Source organism: Limosilactobacillus caecicola, from assembly GCF_943192935.1.
Taxonomy (GTDB): domain Bacteria; phylum Bacillota; class Bacilli; order Lactobacillales; family Lactobacillaceae; genus Limosilactobacillus; species Limosilactobacillus caecicola.
On record NZ_CALPCI010000001.1, the window covers coordinates 37,306 to 63,488 of the forward strand.

The 26,183-nt window shown below is 39.6% G+C and carries 20 protein-coding genes and 1 pseudogene; 3 read left to right on the forward strand and 18 right to left on the reverse strand.

Features of this window, described 5'->3' with window-relative positions:
• Nucleotides 1-65 precede the first annotated feature (65 nt).
• From tdc to NFR43_RS00145, 3 genes and pseudogenes are all read right to left on the reverse strand, one after another.
• Nucleotides 66-1,916, reverse strand: a pseudogene (gene tdc / locus NFR43_RS00135) (tyrosine decarboxylase).
• Nucleotides 1,917-2,272: 356 nt separating this feature from the next.
• Nucleotides 2,273-3,133, reverse strand: coding sequence for a hypothetical protein (locus tag NFR43_RS00140; RefSeq protein WP_251545318.1), 861 nt, complete (start codon nucleotides 3,131-3,133; stop codon nucleotides 2,273-2,275).
• Nucleotides 3,134-3,303: 170 nt separating this feature from the next.
• A complete protein-coding gene (locus NFR43_RS00145) occupies nucleotides 3,304-3,678 on the reverse strand; it encodes a hypothetical protein (protein WP_251545319.1) in 375 nt (124 codons plus the stop codon).
• Between the two features lie 1,080 nt (nucleotides 3,679-4,758).
• On the opposite strand from NFR43_RS00145, the gene NFR43_RS00150 reads away from it, so the two are divergent.
• Together NFR43_RS00150 and NFR43_RS00155 are read left to right on the forward strand one after the other, a co-directional pair.
• Entirely contained in the window at nucleotides 4,759-5,292 is a 534-nt protein-coding gene (locus tag NFR43_RS00150; protein ID WP_251545320.1) for a helix-turn-helix domain-containing protein, read from the forward strand.
• A complete protein-coding gene (locus NFR43_RS00155; RefSeq protein WP_251545322.1) occupies nucleotides 5,255-6,151 on the forward strand; it encodes an IS3 family transposase in 897 nt (298 codons plus the stop codon). Before NFR43_RS00150 ends, NFR43_RS00155 begins: the two co-directional genes overlap by 38 nt.
• Before the next feature lie 81 nt (nucleotides 6,152-6,232).
• On the opposite strand, the gene NFR43_RS00160 is transcribed toward NFR43_RS00155, so the two are convergent.
• From NFR43_RS00160 to NFR43_RS00180, 5 genes are all read right to left on the reverse strand, one after another.
• Nucleotides 6,233-7,402: a glycosyltransferase family 2 protein gene (locus NFR43_RS00160; RefSeq protein ID WP_251545324.1), complete on the reverse strand. Its 1,170-nt coding sequence runs from the start codon at nucleotides 7,400-7,402 to the stop codon at nucleotides 6,233-6,235.
• Nucleotides 7,395-9,062 (reverse strand): hypothetical protein, encoded by a 1,668-nt coding sequence (locus NFR43_RS00165; RefSeq protein WP_251545326.1) that lies wholly within the window; start codon nucleotides 9,060-9,062, stop codon nucleotides 7,395-7,397. The genes NFR43_RS00160 and NFR43_RS00165 overlap by 8 nt, the downstream gene beginning before the upstream one ends.
• Nucleotides 9,063-9,427: 365 nt before the next feature.
• A complete protein-coding gene (locus tag NFR43_RS00170; RefSeq protein ID WP_251545327.1) occupies nucleotides 9,428-11,083 on the reverse strand; it encodes a DUF6020 family protein in 1,656 nt (551 codons plus the stop codon).
• Nucleotides 11,070-12,017 (reverse strand): glycosyltransferase family 2 protein, encoded by a 948-nt coding sequence (locus NFR43_RS00175; RefSeq protein ID WP_251545329.1) that lies wholly within the window; start codon nucleotides 12,015-12,017, stop codon nucleotides 11,070-11,072. Before NFR43_RS00175 ends, NFR43_RS00170 begins: the two co-directional genes overlap by 14 nt.
• A 16-nt stretch (nucleotides 12,018-12,033) precedes the next feature.
• On the reverse strand, nucleotides 12,034-13,614 hold the full coding sequence (locus NFR43_RS00180; protein WP_251545331.1) for a peptide chain release factor 3: 1,581 nt from the start codon (nucleotides 13,612-13,614) through the stop codon (nucleotides 12,034-12,036).
• A gap of 197 nt (nucleotides 13,615-13,811) precedes the next feature.
• On the opposite strand from NFR43_RS00180, the gene NFR43_RS00185 reads away from it, so the two are divergent.
• Entirely contained in the window at nucleotides 13,812-15,068 is a 1,257-nt protein-coding gene (locus tag NFR43_RS00185; protein ID WP_251545333.1) for an LCP family protein, read from the forward strand.
• Between the two features lie 43 nt (nucleotides 15,069-15,111).
• On the opposite strand, the gene NFR43_RS00190 is transcribed toward NFR43_RS00185, so the two are convergent.
• The 10 genes from NFR43_RS00190 to NFR43_RS00235 form a co-directional block, all read right to left on the reverse strand.
• Nucleotides 15,112-16,212, reverse strand: coding sequence for an AI-2E family transporter (locus NFR43_RS00190; RefSeq protein WP_251545335.1), 1,101 nt, complete (start codon nucleotides 16,210-16,212; stop codon nucleotides 15,112-15,114).
• Nucleotides 16,212-17,144, reverse strand: coding sequence for a glycosyltransferase family 2 protein (locus NFR43_RS00195; protein WP_251545337.1), 933 nt, complete (start codon nucleotides 17,142-17,144; stop codon nucleotides 16,212-16,214). The genes NFR43_RS00190 and NFR43_RS00195 overlap by 1 nt, the downstream gene beginning before the upstream one ends.
• 74 nt (nucleotides 17,145-17,218) lie before the next feature.
• Entirely contained in the window at nucleotides 17,219-17,746 is a 528-nt protein-coding gene (locus tag NFR43_RS00200; protein ID WP_251545339.1) for a hypothetical protein, read from the reverse strand.
• Between the two features lie 48 nt (nucleotides 17,747-17,794).
• The gene (locus tag NFR43_RS00205) at nucleotides 17,795-20,368 is read right to left on the reverse strand and encodes an NlpC/P60 family protein (RefSeq protein ID WP_251545341.1); all 2,574 of its coding nucleotides are present in this window, start codon (nucleotides 20,366-20,368) and stop codon (nucleotides 17,795-17,797) included.
• A 203-nt stretch (nucleotides 20,369-20,571) separates the two neighbouring features.
• Nucleotides 20,572-21,417, reverse strand: a complete 846-nt coding sequence (gene rfbD, locus NFR43_RS00210; protein ID WP_251545343.1) for a dTDP-4-dehydrorhamnose reductase — start codon at nucleotides 21,415-21,417, stop codon at nucleotides 20,572-20,574.
• A 48-nt stretch (nucleotides 21,418-21,465) separates the two neighbouring features.
• Nucleotides 21,466-22,449, reverse strand: coding sequence for a dTDP-glucose 4,6-dehydratase (gene rfbB / locus NFR43_RS00215; protein ID WP_251545344.1), 984 nt, complete (start codon nucleotides 22,447-22,449; stop codon nucleotides 21,466-21,468).
• A gap of 5 nt (nucleotides 22,450-22,454) precedes the next feature.
• The gene (gene rfbC, locus NFR43_RS00220; protein WP_251545345.1) at nucleotides 22,455-23,027 is read right to left on the reverse strand and encodes a dTDP-4-dehydrorhamnose 3,5-epimerase; all 573 of its coding nucleotides are present in this window, start codon (nucleotides 23,025-23,027) and stop codon (nucleotides 22,455-22,457) included.
• Nucleotides 23,028-23,039: 12 nt separating this feature from the next.
• Nucleotides 23,040-23,909, reverse strand: coding sequence for a glucose-1-phosphate thymidylyltransferase RfbA (gene rfbA / locus NFR43_RS00225; protein ID WP_251545346.1), 870 nt, complete (start codon nucleotides 23,907-23,909; stop codon nucleotides 23,040-23,042).
• Nucleotides 23,910-23,952: 43 nt separating this feature from the next.
• Nucleotides 23,953-24,735, reverse strand: a complete 783-nt coding sequence (locus NFR43_RS00230; protein ID WP_251545347.1) for a DUF4422 domain-containing protein — start codon at nucleotides 24,733-24,735, stop codon at nucleotides 23,953-23,955.
• A gap of 14 nt (nucleotides 24,736-24,749) precedes the next feature.
• On the reverse strand, nucleotides 24,750-26,183 hold the full coding sequence (locus NFR43_RS00235) for an oligosaccharide flippase family protein (RefSeq protein ID WP_251545348.1): 1,434 nt from the start codon (nucleotides 26,181-26,183) through the stop codon (nucleotides 24,750-24,752).

The window sequence follows — 26,183 nt, forward strand, 5'->3', positions numbered from 1 at the left end:
CACTAAACTACGTAAAGCCCAGCGAGATAGACTCTCTGAGCTAACGTATTATTTAATTTGAAAAATTAACCTAAAATAGCAGTTAACTTTTCTTCCATAGCTGACTTAATCTTTTCAGCATAACTAGCAAAGTTGTCACGGTCGTAAAGGAATGGTGTTAACACACAAGCACGAAGGATACCAACTGTTTGGGTCCTCTTCCATTCATCTTCAGAGAAGCCAAGACTCTTTGCATAGTTCAATGGACTGTCACCGTAGCCATCGGTAGCAAAGTCAGTGTGTGAAGTAATAAAGTCGTTGTTGTAAACTGGGCCACCAACGAATGATGCGTGTTGATAGAACTTCAAGTTCAAATCATTCATCTTGGCAAGGTCCGTGTTGCCCTTAACATTGAATGTCCAGTCAACCATGTTGTAATCTGGATGAGTTAATGGGTTAACTTCTACTTCAGTACCATTAATATTGAAGCTCAAGCCCTTCAAGAATTCGTAGTAACGGTTTGCGGCTTCGATGGAACGACCAATTAACTTACCATAGCCAGAAACGTTCAATGGCATGATCCGGTGAGCAACCCAAACGGCAGCAGCAGTAGCACCAGCCTTGGAACCTTCAAGAATGTATGGAGTCAAGGTTGCAGGAGCACCAGAACGCTTGTCGTAAACGTAAACTGGGAAGTAGCCAATAATGTCACGCATTTCCTTGTGACGAATGGAGATACCACCAGCAGCGTATGGAACGTAACCCATCTTGTGAGGGTCAACGGTGATTGATTGTGCTTCTGGGAAGGCCTTGAAGGCGTTGTAAACATCCTTAGAGATGTATTCCTTGTCTTCTTGGAAGACACCATACTTTTGGTGAACATCTTTCAAGTCTTCGTAAGGGATGAAGTTGTTGTCTTCATCTAAGAAGAGTGAACGAGCGTATGAACCATAAGCAGCGTCAATGTGAAGATAGAAGTAAATGCCTTCTTTTTGAAGCTTGTTACGAAGTTCAACAACCTTGTCAACTGGGTCGATTTGACCTTCTTCAGTTGAACCAACAACGGCAACAACACCCAAGATTGGAGTCTTGTCCTTGGCAAGGTCACGAATGATCTTTTCAAGTTCGTTGACATCAAGACGGTAGTTTTCATCAACTGGGCAAGAAACAACGTTGTCCAGACCAACGCCAGTCACGTCGGCAGCCTTCATCCAGCTGTAGTGCTTGGTTTGTGGAACAATCCACTTACCCAGCTTGTCCATGTCATGACCGGCACGAGCAGAGTGACGCTTAATGTCAGAAGCAACTTCTGGGTCTTGCTTATTCAAAATGTCGAGGATTTCTTCGGCAGACATGTTGGCAAGTTCCCAATCGCTCTTACCAGAAACTAATTCAGGCTTAACTTCCTTCATCGCAAATGGCAGGCTCTTCATGTTCCGGGCGTACCAGAGGCCTTCCATGTTAGCCAATGAACCATCGGCTGAAATGTGGCCCCAACCTTCTTTAAAGCCGTTCAACTTAGCAAAGTCTTGACCAACTTCTTCTTCCATTTGGGAAGTACCTGGTGATGATTCATAAGCAACGTTGTTACCATTCCAAAGCATTGCATAGGAGTATGCGAGGATGGATGGCATTAACGTTTCTGAATTCATATGACCAAAGTAGCGTGGTGAATGCCAAGGAACTGAGTTAGAACGCAGGCGAACAGATAATTCATCCAGAACACTTTGCATTTTTTCGCTCGTCTTCTTGAATGACGCACTATCCTTGTCGCTTTCGGTAATTAAAGGCTTGTCTTGTGGCATATAGTTCAAACGCCAACCCATATGTTCATTGACAAGCTTATTCATAGTTGACTTAAAAATATCCGCATTTTCAGACTTGTCACCAATGAAAAGTGCATCAAGATTTAAATCAGTATGCTATTTTTCAGTCATAAAAATAGCCTCCAATTTGACTCTTAAAGATTAAGTAGTTGATCAACCATCTTTATATTATTACTTTTTTTGTCAATGCTGCTACGTCAACGATTTATCAAAATTATATTTTGATGAGACTATTTATTTTATAAGATATTATTCAATTATATTGAATCATATGAAAGGACCATCAAGTTAGTTATTTGCAAATTAATGGGTTGCAGTCCGCGAAAACGTTTTCCAAAAATTGTCTATTAGATTTCTATAATTAGGCAAAATAAAAAGGCCGTAACTTCATTGCTGAATGCAATGAGGTTACGACCCTGAGGAATTATTCAGTTTTCAATTGAGATTAGCACTTAAAACCAACATAATCATTGAACCAGGCCATTAATAAACAATCCTAAAGTTTTGCCATTAAAAAGCAACGCGCTCTCTGCTCTAACCAAGCACTCCACTTGCCCATTAATTCCAATTTGCACATCAACTATCCCTACTATTAGTATTCTTTTAGTAAATCCACCATCTTTATTACATCTTTTTATTAATGCTTTAATTCCATTAATATACCCAGATGGCGCATCTCTTAAAAATACTTCATTTAAGATAATAGGAACATTATTGTGGCTATTTCCAATAAATATGGATACTGATGTCCCACTGCGACTTATTTTTAGTAAATTCCCACCAAACTTTACGGTTCTATTAATATAATTTCGAACATTATAGATGGTTACTCCCGGCATTCGCACTCTCTCTTTATTCAAAGGTACTCCCACAGAAGGAATTATTGACGGTCGATGTACTATCCTATGTCCCAATTTTGTTCCGGGATAATTTCTTTTTGATTTACTATTATTAGCTCTTTTCTTTTTTATACTATTCTTTAAAATTTTATTTTCCTGGTTCACTAGCTGATGATAATAATCTAATGCCCTCGCATGTTGTGCTTGGAAAGGAATATAAATATCGTCATGTCCGATAGCTTCAAATTTTCTTTGTCTTAATTCTGCGTGTACTTTGTTAACACACTCGTCAGTATGATTAAATCCTCTTTTGGTAGAAAGATAGGCTTTTCGTCTGGAGCCAGTATGATGAAATACAAGAGGGCAACCACATATCGGACATCCCAGATTATGAAGAACATCGTCGCTACTTTCTAGTTGATCTAATTGATTAATAATAAATTCATTATTAGTGCGTAAATCCAATGCTTTAACAAATTTTTGAACCATTATTTTCCTCCTTATTATTCTACTTGGATATGAAAAAAATAATAAGTTACAACTATGTTAAAGAACTTTAATGTATTGCGTAAATCTGATAACATGTAAGTTGTAACTATACCACTCATATAAAATAGTTACTTAGGTTTGAGAGCGGCAACTCTCAAACCTTTTTTTATTCACTTAACAATCGCCTCCTTTAAATCAAATAATAGTAGATTATCTTCACTAATAAACTTTCCATTAATTTTGTAAGTATGTTTTGAAAGATCCCACGCCATAAGATTCGAGATAATACTTTTCAAACTAGCTGAATTCCACCTTACAGAAAAATTTTTATTTCTTTTCCTGTAAAATCTTGTCTTGTCTGCATCTGACTCATCAGTTATTTGAATTGCAATTTCTTTATCTTGACGGCTAATCAAAACCTTTACATATTCTGGCTTACCTAGAGTAAATATGGCTGCTTGAGAAAATGACAGGCCATTTTTTGATATAGTTAATGTATTGCCTCCAGAAACCACTTTCAATGGTTTGAAATTATCTAAATTCATCGCTATTCTCCTTTTTTTCTATTATATCACCATTTCTTTTGTTTTCAATGTGCTGTATTCGCTTAACTTTTCATAAATATTTTTTGACGTGTTTGTACACGTCGTGTGTACTGTGGCAATTTATTTTAAATTTGTCTATACGAATTGATATAATACAAATCGCACACCATTACATTGAAGCGTAATACAACTTACTTAATCTTTGTTTTTTGCTGTGCCCGTTCCTTAAAATCGCAAATTTAATTTACAACCACGTAAATTATCCTACCAGTTAACTAAAATAATTGCTCAATTGTAATAATGAAATAACCATCTTGGTTTATTCCTCAAATTCCTTGATATCGTCCGGCCGATGCGCCTCCCGATTGCGTATTTCGACTATTTTTGGCAAAAGCGATCTGTACCTCCAGTTCTTTTTTCTCACACTTCTAGCTCACGTATACGTTTTCTCAATCATTCTAATCCTGTCGTTAGTTCTTTGCCTTTTAGTTATCCTTTAATATCGCCTAATCGTGCGAGTATTGATACTTACAAGCCCATTAATACACTCGTTTATAACTAATATCGTATTCGCTTGTCGCTGCCTGATAATCATTCTGGTAACCCAATACTCACTGTACAATGCGGTATTTTCTCTTCTAAGGATACTTTGCGCCCCATTTTTCTGGCATACTTTCCAGTTTCATTAGTTTTTTAATAGCTTGCTACTTTGTGCTGGATAATCCACTGGTGAAGTTGAGAAACATTGCGAATTTGGTACTTTATGAGAATCTCTTGAGTCGATAATATACCTTCTAAATAGTCTTCACTGGCCTTTCGTTTAATTTTGATTGGATACTTACGATTATGCTTAGGCCGGATAATACCGGACAAGCCAGATAACAGAAACTGTTTAATCCACTTTCGCATGTTCGAGTCCCGAACCTGAAGATAATCCGAGAGTACTGTTAGCTGGTAATCAGAATCTTGAGCGTCACTTAGTAGTCGTAATTTCTCAGTGTTTGAATAACTAGTAACTAAAAACACCCCCTAAGGTAACACTTTTATTATTTAAAGTGTCAACCTTAAGGGGTATTGTACGTGGAATATATAACTGAAGGCTTAAGCTCTTATTCTTTAGAAAGAAAGTATAATATATCGGCCCGTCTGATCCGCAAATGGATACAACAGTACCAATTACAAGGAATTAAAAGCTTTAAGCAACGTCATCGTAAACGAGTTTTCTCTGCTAAATTTAAATGGCATGTGATAGACTACTATCAAACTCATGCGGAACCTTATGCGCAAGTAGCTGCTAAATTTGACTTGCTTCCCAGCCAGATTGCTGGTTGGCGCCATGCCTTCATCAAATATGGCTACGATGCGCTTAAACCGCATCGAAAAGGTAGGCCATCAAAGGTGAAAAAGCAGACAAAAAAGCAAAAGCAAAAACTGGTAGAGAAAAAAGAAATTGATCAACTTAGAGAAGAACTAGCGCGTACTAAACAAGAGTTATACAACACTAAAATTGATCGTGACATCTTAAAAAATCATTGGCCCTGTTCGGACCCTCAAAGCCCGAAAGAAAACACAAATAGTGGATCAGATCAGGGCAGAACAAGCAGAATTACCTAAAAATAAGCGTTATAAGATTGGTGATTTACTTATCCATATGAAATTGGCGAAAGCTACTTATCATGACGAACGAAAACGAATTGCGAATCAAGATGACAAGTATCGTGAAGTTAAGCAAGAAATCCTTCGGATTTGTGAACAGGGTAAAGTACGAGGGCGCTTAACATATGGTTATCGAAGAGTTCAAGCTCGATTAGATCGCTTAGGAATCCACTTAGCTGGTACGACAATCAGACGCCTAATGGCTAAATTAGGTGTTCAGGTTGAACTATACAATCGCCATCGCAATGGTAAATATTCTTCTTACCACGGCCGTGTTGGTAGAGTAGCTGATAATGTTTTACAACAACATTTCAATTCCCGAAAACCATATCAAGTTATCCATACAGATGTCACTCAAGTACGCTTGGCTAATCGTCAGTGGGCTTACGTTTCGGCAATGACCGATGAAGCCAGTAAAGAAGTGTTGGCTTTTCAAATTAGTAGTCATCCTAACCAAACATTAATTACGAACACCTTAAATGAGCTTTTAGAGCATTTACCTGACGATGCCCAACCAATTATTCATTCTGATCAAGGTTGGCATTATCAGTTGGAATACTATACCCAAAAACTGAAGGATCATCATTTTATTCAAAGCATGTCCCGTAAGGGAAATTGTCATGACAACGCACCAATCGAAAGTTTCTTTCACCTTTATAAAACCGAACTACTACAAGGCCTACCGCCTTGTAACAACATCACTGAACTAACAAAACTGTCATTAACTTATATTGAGCACTTTAATAACGAACGAATCTCTTTAAAAACTAAAGGCATGACTCCGGTAGATTACCGTAATCATGCCTTAGCAGCTTAACTATTTAACTTTGTCTAACTTTTCTGTTGCACTTCAATCCATTGAATTCTTTTCTTAACTGACATTTATTTCTACAAATATTTACTTTTGCACCTTAATATTCAAAATTCCAGCAAAGAAAGATCCGAAGATAACTTGAATACCAGTAATCATGAAAATAACTGCCGGAATTGTAATTCTTAGGGTATTCATGACATTTAAACTACCGAAATCATGACGTCCCCATACAACTAAGGAAATAATCGTTAGTATCAAGCCAATAATAAATACAATAACACCAACAAATACACCTTTATCCATAGTCAAATTTTCTAATTTACTAATAGTGCTGTCCTTTACTGGGAAGTAGCTTGTATTTTTAGCATAAATATAACTATAAATAGTGAATAATAGGTTTTGAATGCCTGCAAGCAATAAACCACCACAGAATAAGGAAGTGTTGACACTAAACCGGGCTGTACTCAAATTCCGAGAGCCCCAAAGTATTCCCAGCATCCCTAAGATGCCAATCAAAATCATCACTACACCAGGGTAAAAGAATAACCACTTAGGACTGTACATTAACAAAAAGCGCAAGTGTCTCCACCCATCACTCCAAGTGCTTAAGTGTGGTGCTGAAGAACGACCATCAACTCTAAGAACTGTAGGAACTTCCGCAATTTTATAGCCGTGCAAGGCAGCCTGGACGATCATCTCACTGGCATATTCCATTCCAGTCGTCCGCAAATGTAGATCCATGATCCGTTTACGATTATACCCACGAAGGCCACAATTGAAGTCACCAATCTTGTTATGGTAAAAAAGTCTACCAATAAAGGAAAGCACTGGAGTACCAATATAGCGGTGGGACCACGGCATTGCCCCTTTCTCAATACCACCCTTAAACCGATTTCCCATAACCAGGTCGTAACCATTTCGTAAACGCTCAATGAATGGCATTAAATGGTAAAAATCATAGCTGTTGTCTGGATCACCCATAATACAGTATTTACCGTAAGCAGCTTTAGTGCCGCCAATGAGCGCGTTACCATACCCCTTATTTTTAATATGTGCAACTCGTACTCCTTGATCAGCATATTTTTCTGCAATTTCAATGCTACCGTCAGTACTACCATTATCAGCAATCAAAACTTCGCCCTTCACATCAGGATGGTCACGATAGAATTTTAAAGCCTCTTGAATACTTGCCTCTAAAGTTTCATGTTCGTTAAGGCAAGGCATGATAATTGATAATTCAACATTTTTAACCATTTTTTTCTCCTTTATTTTTCCATAAATAGCGGTCAAATAGTAATAAGCCACTAATTATCATTATCGATAATAAAGCATATGCTGAGACTAGATATTGAGTAAAAATTGCTGCAAATGATGTAATACTTACATAAATTAACATTAATATACGCTCAATAATAGATAAACCCAGTCCTAATACTATAAGTAATACCCATAAACTATTCCAATCCCGTTTCCAAACACTATGTAGCAAAACATAAAAGCATTCTAGCATTATCGTCATTGTTAAAATAAATTGGATAAACACATATATTTTTTTATAAGGGATTAATATTTTTTTGGGTATAACTGAATTATTATTACTTCTAGGGATCACTACATTCAAGTATTTGATCATTTTATCTCTGATCTTAATATTTTGACCACTTAATTTTGGGATGTCAACTACATAATCTCTAACTTGAAAAAACGTTGAAAAGGATGGAATTATAGCCAACATTATTGGCCTTACAATCTTAGAATTATAAGGAGCAACCAATGATCGCCTAATAGAGGTGGGCCCAGCAATTTTACCCTGTCTAGATGCTTGCACAATTTCCTGAGCTAATTTATTATTATATTTCTTCATTTCTGCAGAATCATGAATATGATATGCACGAACAAGAGCACCTCTGTACGCCCAAGGAAACCATCCTCCTTGATAATCATTACCAAAACTTGGTTCTTTTACCCCAACGTATTTTAATCCCTGAACATTTCCAGAAGCATTGGTGTCAAGATACTTTTGTAATTTTCTTGAGACAGGCACATTTTTGTACATAGCAGTGCGAGCCGCAGAATTTACAGGAACGTTAATAACCCAGTTACGATTCTTAATCGCTGACATAGTGCCAATAGCAGCCTTGAAATCACGCGATTTATACTCGTTAACAACAAATCGATTGTAATGCGTATAATTTTGGTAAGCAATTATACTATTACATATAGCCAATGACATGATGGGAAATACAATACACGCCACTGCTCTTGTAACAAAGCGATGATATTTGATTGTAGCTAACAAACAAACAAACAAAGCGCAGAATATAAATGGATATATCCAACTAGAATCCTCTCTTAAATTATTCCAATAAAACAGTCCAAAACAACCACAAATTACTGATACGTTAAACGACTGTTTGTAAAAATCAACCATCAAATTTAAGACAGCCCCTATTATCCATGTCATTAATATTATTATGCTTCCATAAGCGGTACTATCTCGATAAGGTAGTGCCATTGTACACTGTAATAATACAGGATTAAATAATAGAATAAATAAAATGGCTAATGAATATGCTCGCTTATGTTTGAAATATGGAACAATAACGATCTCAAATAATACCACTGATATTATGTTGAATAATCCAATTCCTAATTGAAATGGAATTCTTAAAAAATGAAAAACAACCAACAATAAAGGAAAGGATAGTCCTTTTGCTAAAGTAACCTCATTATATTTTCCTAACCAATTTCCTGCACTTATATTCATAGCAAGCTTAACTTGAAGCGTTGAGTCCGCAGTTGCAGTAGTCATAATATAGCTATATCTATGCGAATAAATAACTAAAAATATAGTCATAAGTATTAACATACCTATTATATATATTAAATTTAATTTACTAATTTTATGTTTCATTACCGAATTTTTCCTCCACAATTATTTCATAATTATCCATTATCTGGTATATATTTCCTCTTCGATAGTGAATCAATAGCGATACCTGTCCCCTGAAAATTTTACTAACATTGATCACACTAATCGAGATCAGCTATACACCATAAAGCCCAGTAAAATTATTATCGCTCCCATCTAAAAACATCTTTTTGATCATAAAGGCATAATTTCGATAATCGCAATTATGCTAATGTACATGATGAAGATTAAATAAATTGGCACTATTAAAAATGATATAAGCCCAACTAATACAAGCTCCACTAAAAATATTAAATTATCTACCACCATCTATAAAATTCTATTACCTTGAATAAACCTTAATAATTCTATGATTTATTTGATGCATCAAATAGCCGTGCTATGCACAATGGCAGAACCAAAGCTAGTGGAAATATATATCTAAATTGAAAGGCCACTGGTGTAGCTATCAAAAATGTTAACCAAAGCAATATACTTGGATAATAAAATATATTTTTTAAAGACCGAAACTTAAACTTTAATATTGCCAAAATATAACATGTTAATATGATCCAACCATAAACAGCATTGCTAATTATAAATTTAGGAATATATAAATTAGACACTTTCTCGCTAATGCTTTTAGGCAAAAGGCTATGCTGATTTATATTTACTCCTGGCCATTCGCTATAATTAACGTATGCAACATTCATTTGTTTAAAGGGATCCCAAAATCCCTCATTAGCTAGTAAATACCCTTTCAATGCCAAAACTGGATGTTGAGCAACTAACTTAATATAAATCATAATAAAATGATGTACATGATGATTAAAATATGATTGATTAAACCCCTTAGATCCCTTAGCCCACTTAAGTGTATCAACAATAAAAGGTCGATATTCTTTTTTCATAACACCTAATGGCATAATTTTGTCTATAGTTTTCCAATCAGCTTTATCCAATTGAACATCTTTACCACTACTCAATATATATGCTGTTTGTTGTAATGGCTCACCAAGTGATTCTACTTTTTCATCGGAATTTAAATTGAGTGCTCCAAAAATTGGGCCTTGTATAATATAAAAGAGTATTACTAGCAGTAATGATAATTTACTAAAGGGTTTAACTTCCTTATTAAAAAAGGAATATATAAATAGCATAATTGTTAAACCAAGATAAATATAGATTGCATTATTCCGAGAGAAAACTATTAAAAAGGATAATACACAATAAGATACTTTTTGCAATATACCGTTAGATTTATTTTTGTTTCCAAAGTTATCATATAAAAAAGTACTAAATAGGCAGAAAAATATGGCAAACGGTGTATCTTTCCACAAAGAAACAATATACATGGGGAAAATACTAAATATAGCAAAATAAATAATTGTTAAAATAATAACAACTTTATTAATATTGTGCTTCATTAGAACATATATTGAATATTCACATGCTATTAATATCCCTAAGAATTGTAGTATGGCATATAAAAATAAAACATTTTCCATTTTAAAATGAAAAAGAGCGCCTATTTTAATTAAAAATCGCCAAGATAATGTGTACAAAATAGGATGATGGTTTTTTAAAGGGACAAATTTAAAAGCTTGTGCAATAGAATTCTCTGTATCTGAATATATTCCACCAGGATAAAACGTAAGTAAACATGGTAGCCAAATTATTATCAATATCACTGCGGATATAATTAATACACGACGAATATACTCGTTATTATTGTTGGAAATAAATGTACGACCGTTTATAAAACTAAATGTTTTTTCGAAAATAAAGTACAAAATCCCCCATAATATTAAATATCCCAAAAATCCTATTATACCTGGGTTAACAAATTTAATACTATTAGCCGTTGCAAAGATATCAGTATAAAGTGGTTTGAAATTATATCTGATTCCACTAACAGAGATGCCTAAAGATACAAAACAAACAACAGTTAAAACAAAAGAGTATAGCAATAAACTTACATTAATTTTTTTTAATTTAAAAAAACTCATCTTATTCCCAGTCATCATACATTTCCTTGATTTGATGTAACCTAAATTCAAATTCGCGACGCTCTTTACGCTGGATTGCATCTAACATTAAGCCACTATAGAAAGAGATAATCCCAGCAATAATACAAAATCCACATACAATCAAGGTCGGCATATTTGCAACCTTCCCCGTCATTCGATACGGGATCCATACGTGTGGAATAAAGATTAATAAAGCAAGAATTATCAATAACAACGAGAAGAGCCCATAAAATTGGAATGGTTTATAATTTCGATACAATGTCCCAATTAATCGTAAGACCTTAACCCCATCAGAAAAAGTATTAAGTTTCGATTCACTCCCTGCTGGTCGATCACGGTAATCGATAACGTAGTTTTTAACTGCAAGATTATTAACTACAGCAAAAATACTCATTTCCGTTTCAATCTCAAAGCCATGTGACAAAACTGGATATGTTTTAACAAACTCTAAGCTGAAGGCCCGGTATCCAGTCATAATGTCTCTAATATCGTTTTTAAAGAAAAAGTTAATGATTCCACGGACTAATTTATTGCCAATTCCGTGGAATGGTCGCTTGTTCTCTGAAAAATAGCTTGAGCTCAGTCGATCCCCTACAACCATATCGTAATTTTGGTTGAGTATAAAATCTGCCATTTTAGGAATATCTTGTGCGGGATATGTATCGTCACCATCAATCATCACATAACACTTAGCATTAATTTCGCGAAACATTCGCCGAATGACGTTGCCTTTCCCCTGCATGTACTCATGCCTAACAATCGCACCAGCCTTTGTAGCTAATTCAACAGTATTATCGGAAGAATTATTGTCATACACATACACATGTGAATTCGGATAACCAGAAATGGCTTTTTCACAATCCGTGACAACCTTTTCAATAGTTTGCCCCTCATTGTAACAAGGTATTAAAACAGCAATATTATCCATAAATATTCTCCACTTTTTACAATTTCGCCGTCAACTTCACATCTGGATACTTTTGCTTAAACCAATTTTCCGCAAATTGGTTTTCAAACAGGAACAGTGGATCTCCATTTATATCCTTCACAAGGATATTCCGTGATGAAGACATCTTTGGATCCAATTGCTCTGGGTCAATCCACCGAGCGGTCTTATTGCCCATTGGTTCCATGACCACTTCAGAATTGTATTCGTTCTGCATCCGAAACTTGAAAACTTCAAATTGGAGTTGACCGACTGCACCTAAAATGTAGTCATTGGAATTGTAACTTTGGAAGAGCTGGATCGCCCCTTCTTGAACCAGTTGGTTAATCCCTTTATGGAAGGATTTCTGCTTCATGACGTTCTTGGCAGAAACCCGCATAAATAACTCTGGGGTAAATTGCGGCAACTTTTCGAATTTAATATCTTTTTTACCGGTATAAATCGAGTCACCAATTTGGAAGTTACCTGTGTCGTACAAACCGATAATGTCTCCAGCAACGGCCTTTTCAACGTTTTCCCGGGTATTTGCCATAAATTCCGTCACGTTAGATAATCGGACTGGCTTCTGCGTCCGCTCCAAAGTGACGTCCATGCCCTTATCGAATTCGCCTGAGCAAACCCGCACAAAGGCAATCCGATCCCGGTGCTTCGGGTTCATGTTCGCTTGAATCTTAAAGACAAAACCGGAGAATTCGGAATCCAGTGGTTGAATTTCTTCGCCATCTTCGGTCTTGTGGGCGCTTGGTGCCGGCGCGTATTTCAGGTAGGTTTCTAAGAAAGTTCGCACCCCAAAATTAGTTAAGGCTGAACCAAAGAAGACGGGCGTCTGATCACCCTTGATAATTTTATCTTCATCAAATTCATTCCCAGCCATTTCAATTAGTTCGATACCATCCATAGCGTCCTTCCACTCACCTTCATCGGCGAGTGGGTTTTCACCAATAACGTTTCCATCATCATCCAGTGGTAAGTAAGGATTTTCCTCATCTGTCGGGTGAGTCAAAGCCACCCGCTTGTTATAGCGGTCGTACACGCCCATAAATTGGCGACCCATGCCAATTGGCCAATCCATTGGATACGTCTCAATCCCCAACGTTTCCTCGATTTCGTTCATCAAGTCCAGTGGGTCACGGGCATCACGGTCAAACTTATTAATAAAGGTAAAGATCGGAATTCCCCGCATCTTACAAATTTGGAAGAGTTTCCGGGTTTGGGGTTCAATCCCCTTGGCCCCGTCGATGACCATGACAGCTGAATCCACCGCCATTAAGGTCCGATAGGTATCTTCAGAAAAGTCTTCGTGTCCTGGGGTGTCCAGGATATTAATCCGTTTGCCTTCGAAATCAAACTGCATGACGGAAGACGTGACAGAAATTCCCCGCTTTTGCTCGATTTCCATCCAGTCCGACTTGGCAAAATTGTTACTACCCCGTCCCTTGACAGTCCCCGCTTCACGAACAATTCCACCAAAGAGCAGCATTTGCTCAGTAATGGTCGTCTTCCCCGCGTCCGGGTGGGAAATAATTGCAAAGGTCCGCCGCTTATTCACTGCTTCAGCTAGCTGTTTTGCTGTCGTCATTGATTTAATCGTCCTTTCAAGCATTATCTTAATAATGTTATCACAATCAGCACGCATATAATAGGAAATCAACCATAAAAACTTACATAAGTGTTAAAATAAAACAGTCTGAATTGACGCGACTGACTTGATTTGATATAGTCAGAAAGTTAGGATAGAAACAAACTTTTTAGAAATTTACATCGAGGTTGTCAACTATGAATGACGAACATGAAACACGCGCTGAATATCGCCATGAACTAGAAGAACGAATCCATCATAATGTCGATGGTGACTTTGATCACCGTCCACCCTATATTCACCGTCACCACGGTAGTCATAAGTGGGTCTGGACGATCATTTGTCTGGTTGGATTGATCCTTTTGATCGGTGGTGGGTATGAATACCACCAATTGCATAGTACTGCCAAAGGGGTCTTCTCCTCTGGTGATGGGAAGATTGATAAAAAACTCGCTGAAGGAAAGCCCGTGTCAGTCTTGGCCATGGGGACTGACGTCGGGGCCTTGAATCGGGGGAACACTGGTGGAAACACCGATACCTTGGAAGTCATTACGGTGAACCCTAAGAAGCAAACAATCACCATGACTAGTATTCCACGGGATACCTTGGTACGGGTCAACACGAGTGACGGCGCTGACTACGTTAAGATCAACGCCGCCTACTCCATCGGTGGTGCTAAACAAACCGTAAAACAAGTCAAGGAACTGCTCGGGATTCCAATTGACTACTATGCCGTCGTCAACATGGGCGTCTTGAAAAAGGTCGTCAATGCCGTTGGTGGGGTCGACGTCAACAACCCATTTGCCTTCACCTACGAAGGCCATCACTTCCCAAAGGGTAAACAACACTTGAATGGTAACCTTGCGCTGAAGTACTCCCGGATGCGGTACGAAGATCCGAATAATGACTATGGTCGGCAAAAGCGTCAACAACAAGTCATGAAGAGTGTCATTAGTAAGTTCAAGAAGTCCGGTTCCGTTAGTGCCGTGAACAAGATCCTGAAGGCCGTCAAAGATGGGGTCAAGACCAACATCCCATTGGATAGTATCTCCGTGCTTTACGGAAACTACCGTTCCGCCATGAACAACGTCAAGACATACCACTTTAAGGGACAGGATGCCACGATTGATGGGACGTCCTTCCAAATTGCTAGTCCAAAAGAAATCAACCGGGTTTCGAAACTGATTCGGAAACAACTTGGCCTGAAACCCAAGACAGTCACAAATTACGAAACCAAGATGTACAAAGCACAAAAGAACTACGATGGGTATACCAATACCACGTTCGTCCTCCCAGGGAATGCTGAATACAACGTCGCTGGAAGCGGCAGCAGTTCGAAACGAAGTAGTTCAACGACCACTGGATCCTTATCATCTTCAGTAAGTAGTCGCTCATCATACAGTAATAGTTACGGATATGGTAGTAGCGAATCATCTTACGGTTACTCATACTAAAGCAAAAGCCATTCACATCGGAATGCCCGATTGTGAATGGCTTTTATTGTTGGTGGCCTTTTTCAACCTGGTAAATTGACCAAACATAGTTAAAAATCGTTTTAACGACCGCATAGAATGGAATACAAAGGATCATGCCCGGGATTCCGGCAATGTTCCCAGCGGCTAACAGCAACATAATGATCGTGAGCGGATGAATCTGTAGAGACTTACCAATGATGTTCGGGTAAATAATATTCCCGTCAATTTGTTGAACAATTAGTACAACGACGATCACCCAAATAATCTTCTGAGGGGCCACCGCAATCGCCACCATCAGTGCTGGGGCAATCCCGATATATGGACCAACATAAGGAATCATGTTCGTGGCTCCAGCAACCAAACCAAGGATAATTGCGGCCGGTTGTCCAATGATTAAGTACCCGATACTCGTGGCAATGGCCACAAAGATACATTCAATCGCTTGGCCTGAAATATATGATGACAAGGTCGCATTCATTTGGTGGAGGAGCTTCCCAACTTCTTCACCGTGCTTTTTCGAAAAGTACTTCTGAATACTCGGGACAAACTTGTCACTGTCCTTGAGCATGTAAAAGAGCATCACCGGAACCGTAATGGCAACGATGACCGTGCTAGTCACCATGCCAATTACATTCCCTGCCTGACTGGTAATCCCCTGTAAAATCGTTTCAGACGACTGCGAGAGCCGGTGGGTCATTTGCTTATAGTAGGCATTAAAGTCAACGTCTTTGAACGCTGGATGCTTAGATAAGTGAATCAGCCACTTTTCTGTTTCCTTTGCCGCCGTTGGTAAACCCTTGACGATTTGGGTCAATTCATTGACCATCGGCGGAATAATTGCAGAAATGACCCCCACCACAATCAGGATTAAAGCTAACACAATGATAATGCTGGCTACACCACGGGGCATGTAATGCTTACCAATGTGTACTTTCAGCAGCAATTTCAAAACTGGCCTAAGCATATAATACAAGAACAGTGAAATAATGACGGGCACAAAGACAACCGAAATAAAGACTAAGAAAGGGTGAAAGACGAATTTAATCTTTGTACAGACCCAGATTAACGTTACGACTAGTAAGATTTCAATGGTCCAGAAAAGGACCGCTTTTTTATTTAACATTATTGCTTTTCCTTAATGATATAAATTGGCCGCCGCTTGGTTTGAATATAAATCCGCCCAATGTACTTACCGACAATGCCGATACATAAGAGTTGCAAGCCTCCAATCAGGAGAATCAAGCAGACTAGTGAAGCCCAGCCAAAGACACTACTGCTGGGTTCAAGAAGGCGACGAATAATTACAAAAATGATTCCTAAGATCGAAAGAACGAACGATCCTGACCCGAGCCAAACCGCTAACGATAATGGTGCCTGTGAAAAGTCCGCAATCCCATTCATCGCATATTTAAAGAGCTTCCAGGTGGACCAATCAGTTTCTCCTGCGACCCGTTCGACATTGTGGTAATCGAGGTACTTGGTCTTAAAACCAACCCAGCTAAAGATTCCCTTGGAGAAGCGGTCATATTCCTTCAGAGACAGGACGGCATTCACCATCTGCCGGGTCATCATCCGATAATCTCTAGCTCCCGGCACAATGTTAGTTTGTGAAAGTTTGTTAATCACGTGGTAAAACTGGCTGCTCAGGAACGACTTAAATTTGGCCTCTCCTGTCCGGTCCACTCGCCGAGTCCCGACGCAGTCGTATTCACCACTCTTGAGCAGTTCGTACATCTGGGTCAAAAAAGACGGTGGGTCCTGCAAATCAACATCCATCACCACGACATAGTCGCCAGTAGCAGCCTGTAGTCCAGCGTACAAGGCCGCTTCCTTGCCAAAATTACGGGAGAAGGAAACGTAATGCACCTTCTCAGGATTCTCTGTATGCAAGTGACGAAGTTCTTCTAATGTGTGGTCAGCTGAACCATCATTGACAAACCAATATTCAGTTGTCAGTCCCTCAATAGTGTTAACCACCTTTTCCACGGCCGGAAAAAAGAGTGGGATTGATTCCTCTTCGTTATAGCAAGGAACAACGATTGATAACTTATCCATAGTTTCCCCTTTTTGATACAAAAAAATCGGTACAGAAAATCCCGTACCGATAAATTATACACTATTTAACCTGATTAGGCACCCGTGATGGCACTTGGAGTGACGTGGTAAGTATAGGTCTTGCCACCGTAGGTACCAGAAATCGTCCAATCATTGGTTCCATTTTGAACAGCTGAGAAGTTATCAATGGAATCTGCCGTTGGTTGCGTTGGTTCACCATTACCGGCTTCCAATGAGTTGGCCCGTTGGTTACCCAAGTGTTCCTTGACCATGTTCCGAGCATCCGTAGCCGTCATCACCGGCGTTTGCCGTTGACTAACGGAACTAGCAGTGGCACTGTTCTTGACACCATTAATCGTCGTGTTCGTCGACGAAGAAGTGCTAGTGGTTTCTACGTCATCAGATGATGAGTTCTTGTTACTGCTTTGCTTTTTAGCACTGCTACTCTTGGCAGAACTAGAATGAGACTTTTTACTCTTAGTCACTTGACTACTTGCCGCCTTATCATGATTAGTTTCTGAAGTTGATTTATTCCCACACGCTGCCAATGACAGGACCAGGGCACTCGCCAGCATCGTGGTTGCGATTTTTTTCATTTCCATTACTATACCCCTTTCTCTGAACGTCCACATGTCTATTATAACAGGAAATTATAATACAACATAAAAACTTGGAGTGTAGTAAGCCATATTTGTAATCTTAACCACATCGCCAGTTTCTGGTGCGTGAACAAAAGTACCGTTACCAAGGGAAATCCCCACGTGGTATGGTGCGGCATCACTACCGAAGAAGACTAAGGCACCAAGTGGCGCATTGTAAACGTCGTAGTGGTGAGTACCTAAACTTTGTTGTTGGTATGTCGTCCGGTAACTGCTGCTTAAGCCGTAAGCCCATTGTACTAATCCAGAACAGTCAAAACCGGCTGGAGTGTTCCCACCCCAAACATATGCCGTTCCCAAGACAGATAAGGCCTTATCAACGGCAGTTTGTTGCTTGTCCATCAGGTTACCATTGCTGTCAAAGGTGTAGGTCTTACCATCAATGGTAACCGTCCCCGTAGCCATTTGACCAGTATATGGGTCGTAGTACTTGTTACCTTGCCAACCAGAGTTAACTGATTCAACCGTGACAAAGTCAACGTAATCGGAGTTACCATCCGCAGAATTGGAGTAACGGTGGTAAACCTTGATTTGCTTATGTTGCATTGAGTCAGAAAGTGGAATGTCAACACTGAAACCAGATTCGTTGGCATCCGCAATCCATGGGTAAGCTGCAGCAACATCTGAACGACTGATGTTCTTTTGGCTACCAGTTAATTCAGTCCGGTAAAGTTCGTTCCCGTTCAAATCCGTAATGATAATGAATTCGTGGGTCATTCCCTGGGCATTCATTGCGGCGTGCCAACCACTCACGTGGATGGTGCTGTCACCAATTGTAAAGTTATCAATCGCACCGGCGTTGGAAGTGTATTCCCGGGTCCATTGATCACTGTGGTTACCTTCCCCATCAGCAGAGTCAGAGAACCGGATAACAAATTGGATGTTACCGTCAATTTGACTGGAGTCAATGTTGAACGTCACGTTAAATCCACTGTTCAAGCTGTTGTTCACTTGTGAATAAGCCTTGGCAACGTCAGTCCGCTTGGTCAAAGTAACCTTTTGGCGGCTAACTTCTTTGCCATTTACCAACATGATAATGTATGGGTTCGTTTCACCATCAACGGTGGCGTTGTCAGCCATCCAACCAGTGATTTGAACACCATTGGCAGTTTGCTTGATGGAATCAATGGAGTAGCCATAACCATTTAAGGTGATGTTGCCCATCCAGTTATCAACGTATGAGCCGGTACCATCATCTCCGTTACCAGTGGTTGATAGGGAATACCGACTGACAACGGAGTAGTTATGTCCCTTAGTCAACAGGCTGCTGTCAAAGCTGGTGCTGAAGCCAGACTGAGCGGCATTGACGTAGTCTGAGTAGGCCTTGGCAACGTCGGCCCGGTTAACGGAGGTAACCTTCTTGACGGCCACTTGGCGTTGAGCGGTGTTGTCATATAAAATAATGTATTGAGCGTTAGCAAAAACACTGTTGTCAGTAGCGTTCCAGCCACTAACTTCAACAGTTGAACCGTTGCTTAAGTTAAAGCTATCCAGGTTAGCGCGGTTCGTGTTGTTTAGGTTGAACCAGTGGTCAACGTAGTTCCCAGCACCACCATTGCCTTCACTAGAATCAGAGTAACGACTGACGATCGCAATTTGATCAGAAAGTGAAGATAAACCGCTGTAGTTTAATGAAGCGGTGAACTTGGAATTAGCAGAGTTATAGACATTGTTAGTTGACGTGCCACTAGCAGTGTTGCTGACCTTAACAGAATCCAATTGCTTGCCAGTAGTTACATCGTAAAGGATCACGTAATGGTAATCCTTACCATAAGTTTGGTTGTTTGCATCCGTCCCACTAACGGTGATCGAACCATCTCCGTTGTTGGAAACAGATTCAAGGCTACTAGTTGATTGGTTCTTGAAAGTAACTGGTGAGAACCACAGGTCAGCGTAATCGCCTTCTCCATCAGCCTGATTACTGTAACGACTGATGATTTGAATCGTGTCGTTTAAGTAATCTGAACTGTTAATGTTAAAACTAGCGGTGAAACCAGAATATTCAGCATTATAAATGTTGGGGTAGGCATTCTCAACGTCGGTCCGTTGGGTATTTTGAACGGCTTGACGAGCCAATTCTTTGCCTTGGGTTTGGTCGTAGACAATGATGTAGTGGTAGTCCTTACCATAATCCTGGTTAGAAGCGTTCCAACCTGAAACGGTTAAGGTCCCATCCGCTACACTGACACTGTCTAATGAACCATTGTTGCTCGTGTCAGAAGATTGTGGAGCTTGGAGATTAGTAGTTGTTGGTTCCCAAGTTTGGGTAGTAGTAGATGCTGTCGTATTAGCACTCGTAGTGGTGGCTGCTTGGGCAGTCGTGTTGCTGGTAGCAGCACTAGTGGCGTTAGTAGTGGCACTAGTCGAGTTAGCTAAAGAATCTGAAGTGGTTGTGCTTGTTGTAGTGGAAACTGCACTTTGGGCATTGGCATTTGCAGTCGTGTCCGCTTGGACAGTCACACCGTTGGCTGCAAACGCACCCAAGGCAACCGAAACGGTCGCGATGGCTGCGTAGCACCATTTCTTACCACTTTTGTACATCTTGTAATGTTTCTTAGAATCCATAAACTAAAAACTCAAGCCTTTCTTTAAATACGTTTAATTTCTTTTAAGATTTAATTATCAATTTCAACGATTATTAGATTATCACAGGCAATCCCAGTTGTGCGTAAAACGGCGGTTTTGTTATTGGATTGATAATAATCGACATACTGTTGTAACACGAATGCAATATAAAAAAGATGACCATGTCGGTCATCCCTTAATCCTTATTCAGTTACATCAGCTAAAAATTGCTGGAGTGCTTCTTGCCAGGTTGGAATCGTGAAGCCAGTTGCCTTGGCTTTTTCGAGACTCATGACTGAGTGACGGGGACGATAGGCCTTTTGCGGATATTGTTCTGAGGTCACCGGTTGGACATCCACATCGTGATCCTTCAGGATCTCACTCGCAAATTTAAACCAGGAACAATCACCGTCATTCGACAACTGATACATGCCAAATGGCGCATTCGTTTGTACCAGGTGCAGCATGAACTCAGCGAGCGTCCGTGTCCAGGTTGGCCGCCCGACTTGGTCATCGACCACTGTAAGCTTGTCATATGTTTCAGCCAGTTTGAGCATCGTAAAGACAAAATTATGACCGTACTGGCCAAAGACCCACGAAGTCCGAATGATGTAATAATCGGTCAGAGTATTTTCAACGGCCTGTTCCCCGGCTAACTTGGCTTTTCCATATTCGTTTTTGGGATTAGTTGGGGCATCCACTTGGTATTCACCTTGGTTGGTCCCATCGAAGACGTAATCAGTACTAATGTAGACCAGCTTAGCGCCGACCTTTTTGGCTGCGTCGGCCACGTTTTGCGTTCCATCGACGTTAACTTGCCAATTCAAATCCCTTTTCTCGTCTTCAGCCGCATCCACAGCTGTAAAAGCAGCACAGTGAAATATCACTTGCGGCTTTTCCTGCGTAATTACCTTCATTACTTGGTCACGGTCTGTAATGTCCATTCCTTGAGAATCAAAGGCGGTATAAGCGATCCCCTGTTCATCGAGCAAATGACAAAGTTCCGTCCCCAATTGTCCATTACAACCCGTAATTAAATAATCTGCCATTGTCTTCCCTCCAAAAAAGAGGGAGCTGAACTCCCTCTCAGATTAATCTTATTTTAATTGTGCCTTGGCCTTGAGTGGACGCCACCAGTCTTCGTTACTGGTGTACCAATCAATGGTTTTGATAATACCAGTATCAAAAGTGTATTCTGGCTTCCAACCCAGTTCCGTTTCAATCTTGGTTGGGTCAATTCCGTAACGACGGTCGTGCCCTAACCGGTCTTGAACGTATTCGATCAGGTCTTCAGAGGCACCAAGGTGTTTAACGATGAGGTGAACAATTTCGTTGTTGTTCCGTTCGTTGTGGCCCCCAACATTGTAGACCTCACCAGACTTACCCTTGCGTAAGACCAAATCAATGGCCCGGCAGTGGTCCATGACGTATAACCAGTCACGGACGTTCTTACCATCACCGTAAATTGGTAACTTCTTCCCATCCATGGCGTTAGAAACCATCAATGGAATCAACTTTTCAGGGAATTGGTAAGGACCGTAGTTATTAGAACAACGGGTGATGTTGACGTTTAAACCGTAGGTATTGTGGTAAGCCCGCACCATCAAGTCAGCACTCGCCTTGGAAGCTGAATATGGTGAATTAGGTGCTAATGGGGTATCTTCGGTAAAGTAGCCGTCAGCACCAAGGGTTCCATAAACTTCGTCCGTAGAAACCTGCAGGAACTTTTCAACACCTTCCCGCTTGGCAACGTCCAGCAGTGCTAGAGTTCCTTGAACATTAGTTTCGACAAAGGCCTCGGGATGCAGGATGGAACGGTCAACGTGGGATTCGGCCGCAAAGTTAACGATGTGGTCAATATCAAATTCGTGAACCAAATGTGTCACTAGTTCACGGTTAACGATGTTGCCCTTTACGAAGTGGTAACGAGGATTGTCCTTGATATCGTCAAGATTATGAATGTTACCCGCGTAGGTTAACAGGTCCAAATTAATAATGGTGTCATCTGGGTGTTCAGCTAACATGTAGTGGATAAAATTACTACCGATAAAACCGGCACCACCGGTAACTAAGATATTCATACTAATTAGTCCTCCCCATACGTAAAGTTAATTTCGGCATCCTTGAATGATGGATGGTGTTGGTCCTTTTCAGACAGGATCAGGTGTTCCTTTGGCATTGGCCAATCGATGTTAAGGTCAGGATCATCAAAGGCAATTCCGCGATCCGCTTCAGGAGCGTAGTAGCCATCGACCTTGTAAGCCACGTTTACGTTAGGTGTTAAGGTCACAAAGCCATGGGCAAAACCCTTTGGCACTAACAATTGACGGTGGTTGTATTCACTGAGGATAAATCCTTGCCACTTACCATAAGCCGGGGAACTCTTCCGAATGTCAACGATCACATCGTAGATGGCACCAGTAACGGCCCGCAATAACTTCGTTTGCGAATATGGGGCTAATTGATAGTGCAAACCACGCAAAACACCTGGTTCAACAGAGAGGGATTGGTTATCTTGAGTAAATTCAACATCAATGCCCGCCTTTTCAAACTTATTCTTGGTGTAGGTCTCAGTAAAGAACCCCCGGTGGTCACCAAAAACGTCGGTTTCGACGATTTTGGCATCAGGTAAATTTGTATCTAATACTTTTAAAGCCATTGTATATCTCCTTTAGTTTTCACGGGCCAGCCGTAACATGTACTGACCATAATCATTCTTCTTGAGTGGTTGGGCCAACTTGATCAGTTGGGCCTGATCAATGTATCCCATCCGGTAAGCAATTTCTTCCAGGCAAGCAACCTTCAGACTTTCCCGCTTTTCGATTGTGGAAATGAAGTTGGCTGCTTCAAGCATCGCATCGTGGGTCCCAGTATCTAACCAAGCATACCCCCGACCCATGAGCTTCACATCTAATTGGCCCGCCTTCAGGTATTCGTTATTAACATCCGTGATTTCTAATTCACCACGGTCAGAAGGCTTGATTTGCTTAGCAATATCCACGACATGATTGTCATAGAAGTAGAGCCCGGTAATTGCATAATTGCTCTTTGGCACCTTCGGCTTTTCTTCAATCGACAAAGCATGTTGATGGTCATCAAATTCCACGACCCCAAACCGTTCTGGATCGTTAACGTGGTAACCAAAGACAGTGGCGCCAGTATCCTTTTGCGCAGCAGATTGCAATAATTTTGACAGGCCAGAGCCATAGAAAATATTGTCACCTAAAATTAAGCAGACACTGTCATTACCAATAAAGTCGGCACCAAGGATAAAGGCTTCAGCCAAGCCATTTGGCTTTTCCTGCACTTTGTATGAGAAATTCATCCCTAAATCAGAGCCATCGCCCAATAGGTTTTGGAATAGTGGCATAAATTCAGGGGTAGAAATTACCAACACGTCACGAATTCCAGCCAACATTAACGTGGACAATGGATAATAAACCATTGGCTTGTCATACACTGGAATTAATTGTTTTGAAATACCACGAGTGATCGGATACAAACGTGTCCCTGAACCACCCGCAAGAATAATACCTTTCATGGTAGCCTCCCTATAAAGATTATCAAAAATATTTTATCATTTTTTAGTAAATAATTCTTTCCTTAATCAGCTTAAGTACTTGCTTACGGCCCGCAGAATCCATATTGAATACTGGTAAATACTTAATTTGGGCCTGACGCTTAATCAACCATACATTCAATAATCTTTCTCCAAAAAAGCCGTACAATCTTTGTTGATATTTATCATAATTTGAAATATCCGTTGCTAACTCTACTTTGCTTAAGACTGAAAATAGCCATTCACAATAATTATCCATTTCCTGTTTAGTTGTATAAAACATATTATAAAAGGAGCCCTTTTTTGAGTGTTTCATGTATTTATCGAAAGCAGGCTTATAGTCTGGAAAATCTTGTGTGATTATTTTTTCAAGAACCCGTAAATCGTTTATGTTATGATTTCTATCAAATTGGTTCCATAGTGTGCCCGGACCACCGCTTTCAGGTTGGGGAACAATCCATTGATAACCCTCGCGTAATAGTGCATCAAGTTCGTCTGTTCGAATAGGATTTACGTGCCCACTAACAAGCATTTTGCAATACATAGACTTCCGATTATTAAAGCTAGCAAAAAATCGTCGATAATGCGACAATCCAACATTCTTGTTTTGATTAGGATTCTTCCACATCCAATAAAGACCTGTGAGTTCACAATAACTTGGGTTTTTATCAGATATGTTCACACCAGTATTATCCGTCAAAAAATCATCTGGATTAGAATTTTTATTAGCTCCCACCATCAATGGCTTATACCCATCAGGCAACAATGTGTAGTTAAAATGCTTATGGGTGATAACATACATTACCATAATAAAATTCCTTACTAATTTTTTTCTTTCCGTTTATTAATTAATTTTACAGCTTGGTCAACAATCGGGGCGTGTAGTAATATAACGCCAACACAGTATACAATCGCTCCCGCAGCTACTTCAACAAGAAGATTAGGGACCGACATACTTATAATACGGCTTAATCTGAATACGATCACAAACATAATAATACCACTCACAAGGTATTTCCAAATAGAATCAAATAATTTTCTCCGGCTTATTGTATTTCTAATATAAATTAATTGTACTGCCGTGACAGCAAATTCAGAAATTACCGTTGAAATTGCCGCACCTTTTGCATTCCAGATTGCAATTAATAAAACATTAGAAATAATATTCACGATTGCACCGATAGAAACTGAAATCGTATATTCATTAGTTCTATTTACCGGCATTAAATATTGCGTCCCAGTAACGTTACTCCAAGCAATAAATAAAATGATTGGCGACTCAAACATCATTAATTTACCGGCAGGTGCGAACGAAGCGCCTAAAAACCAGGGAGCTAACGGGACTGCAATTGCCATTAGCCCAAACATCATTGGGACGGCTATAGCCGTAATAAAGTCAAAAGAATTATAAAGACTTGTGCGAACTCCTTTGATATCGCCGTTTGAGAACTTGTTTGCAATATGAGGTAACATAACTTGTCCTGAAGCCGTTACAACTGCTAAAACAACCTTAACAATTTTATCAGTATTTTCAAACTGACCTAATTGATTTTGGGAAGACATTCTCCCCAACATCAGCCTATTCACCACAAGATATATTTGAGTTGTAATAGTCGGAATAAAGAGTAGTAAAGATGGATAAAAATGGGAAAATGGTTTCCAATATTTAATTGGGACCCATTTTATAGCCTTACGTAAATATGGCCATAATGTTAAATTCCCAGCTAAACTTGAAAAGCCTAACAATAAAATGTATTTCCCTAAATCTGCATGACCTTTAACTAATAGGAAAATCAGAGCTACCGAAATTAACTTTACTATTAGGTTTCTTGTAACGATCCTTTGAAAATCTTCCATTCCCATAAAGTACCAGGAAACATCGACTCCTGCTGCAACAATCCATAGCGACTGTAAGAGAAAATACACTTTAAAAGTGGAGCTAAAGATCAAAACAGCAACAAGATATAATGTAAGAGCTAAAATAATTGTTAAGCCTTGTAATAATTCAATCCCCCAGAATATTCTGGATCTTTCTTCAAGGTTCTCCCGATGATACGCAATTTCTCTGTTACCATACAGAGCAATTCCCATCTGACCAAACAACAAAAAGAAGGTCATCCAGCTATTCGTATAAGAGTTAATCCCAACCAGATCAGGCCCCAATACACGGGAGATGTAGGGAACCGTGATTAGTGGAACAATCAATAACAGGACTTGATATACCACGTTATACAAATAGTTTTTAATAACCTTCAT

Bases quoted from the DNA above. Each gene is read 5' to 3' on its own strand.
- NFR43_RS00230 (WP_251545347.1), bottom strand. From the start codon at position 24,735: ATGGTAATGTATGTTATCACCCATAAGCATTTTAACTACACATTGTTG.
- NFR43_RS00140 (WP_251545318.1), bottom strand. From the start codon at position 3,133: ATGGTTCAAAAATTTGTTAAAGCATTGGATTTACGCACTAATAATGAA.
- rfbB (WP_251545344.1), bottom strand. From the start codon at position 22,449: ATGAATATCTTAGTTACCGGTGGTGCCGGTTTTATCGGTAGTAATTTT.
- NFR43_RS00185 (WP_251545333.1), top strand. From the start codon at position 13,812: ATGAATGACGAACATGAAACACGCGCTGAATATCGCCATGAACTAGAA.
- NFR43_RS00235 (WP_251545348.1), bottom strand. From the start codon at position 26,183: ATGAAGGTTATTAAAAACTATTTGTATAACGTGGTATATCAAGTCCTG.
- NFR43_RS00190 (WP_251545335.1), bottom strand. From the start codon at position 16,212: ATGTTAAATAAAAAAGCGGTCCTTTTCTGGACCATTGAAATCTTACTA.
- NFR43_RS00170 (WP_251545327.1), bottom strand. From the start codon at position 11,083: ATGACTGGGAATAAGATGAGTTTTTTTAAATTAAAAAAAATTAATGTA.
- NFR43_RS00145 (WP_251545319.1), bottom strand. From the start codon at position 3,678: ATGAATTTAGATAATTTCAAACCATTGAAAGTGGTTTCTGGAGGCAAT.
- rfbA (WP_251545346.1), bottom strand. From the start codon at position 23,909: ATGAAAGGTATTATTCTTGCGGGTGGTTCAGGGACACGTTTGTATCCG.
- rfbC (WP_251545345.1), bottom strand. From the start codon at position 23,027: ATGGCTTTAAAAGTATTAGATACAAATTTACCTGATGCCAAAATCGTC.
- NFR43_RS00180 (WP_251545331.1), bottom strand. From the start codon at position 13,614: ATGACGACAGCAAAACAGCTAGCTGAAGCAGTGAATAAGCGGCGGACC.
- NFR43_RS00205 (WP_251545341.1), bottom strand. From the start codon at position 20,368: ATGGATTCTAAGAAACATTACAAGATGTACAAAAGTGGTAAGAAATGG.
- NFR43_RS00195 (WP_251545337.1), bottom strand. From the start codon at position 17,144: ATGGATAAGTTATCAATCGTTGTTCCTTGCTATAACGAAGAGGAATCA.
- NFR43_RS00200 (WP_251545339.1), bottom strand. From the start codon at position 17,746: ATGGAAATGAAAAAAATCGCAACCACGATGCTGGCGAGTGCCCTGGTC.
- NFR43_RS00175 (WP_251545329.1), bottom strand. From the start codon at position 12,017: ATGGATAATATTGCTGTTTTAATACCTTGTTACAATGAGGGGCAAACT.
- NFR43_RS00165 (WP_251545326.1), bottom strand. From the start codon at position 9,062: ATGAAACATAAAATTAGTAAATTAAATTTAATATATATAATAGGTATG.
- rfbD (WP_251545343.1), bottom strand. From the start codon at position 21,417: ATGGCAGATTATTTAATTACGGGTTGTAATGGACAATTGGGGACGGAA.
- NFR43_RS00160 (WP_251545324.1), bottom strand. From the start codon at position 7,402: ATGGTTAAAAATGTTGAATTATCAATTATCATGCCTTGCCTTAACGAA.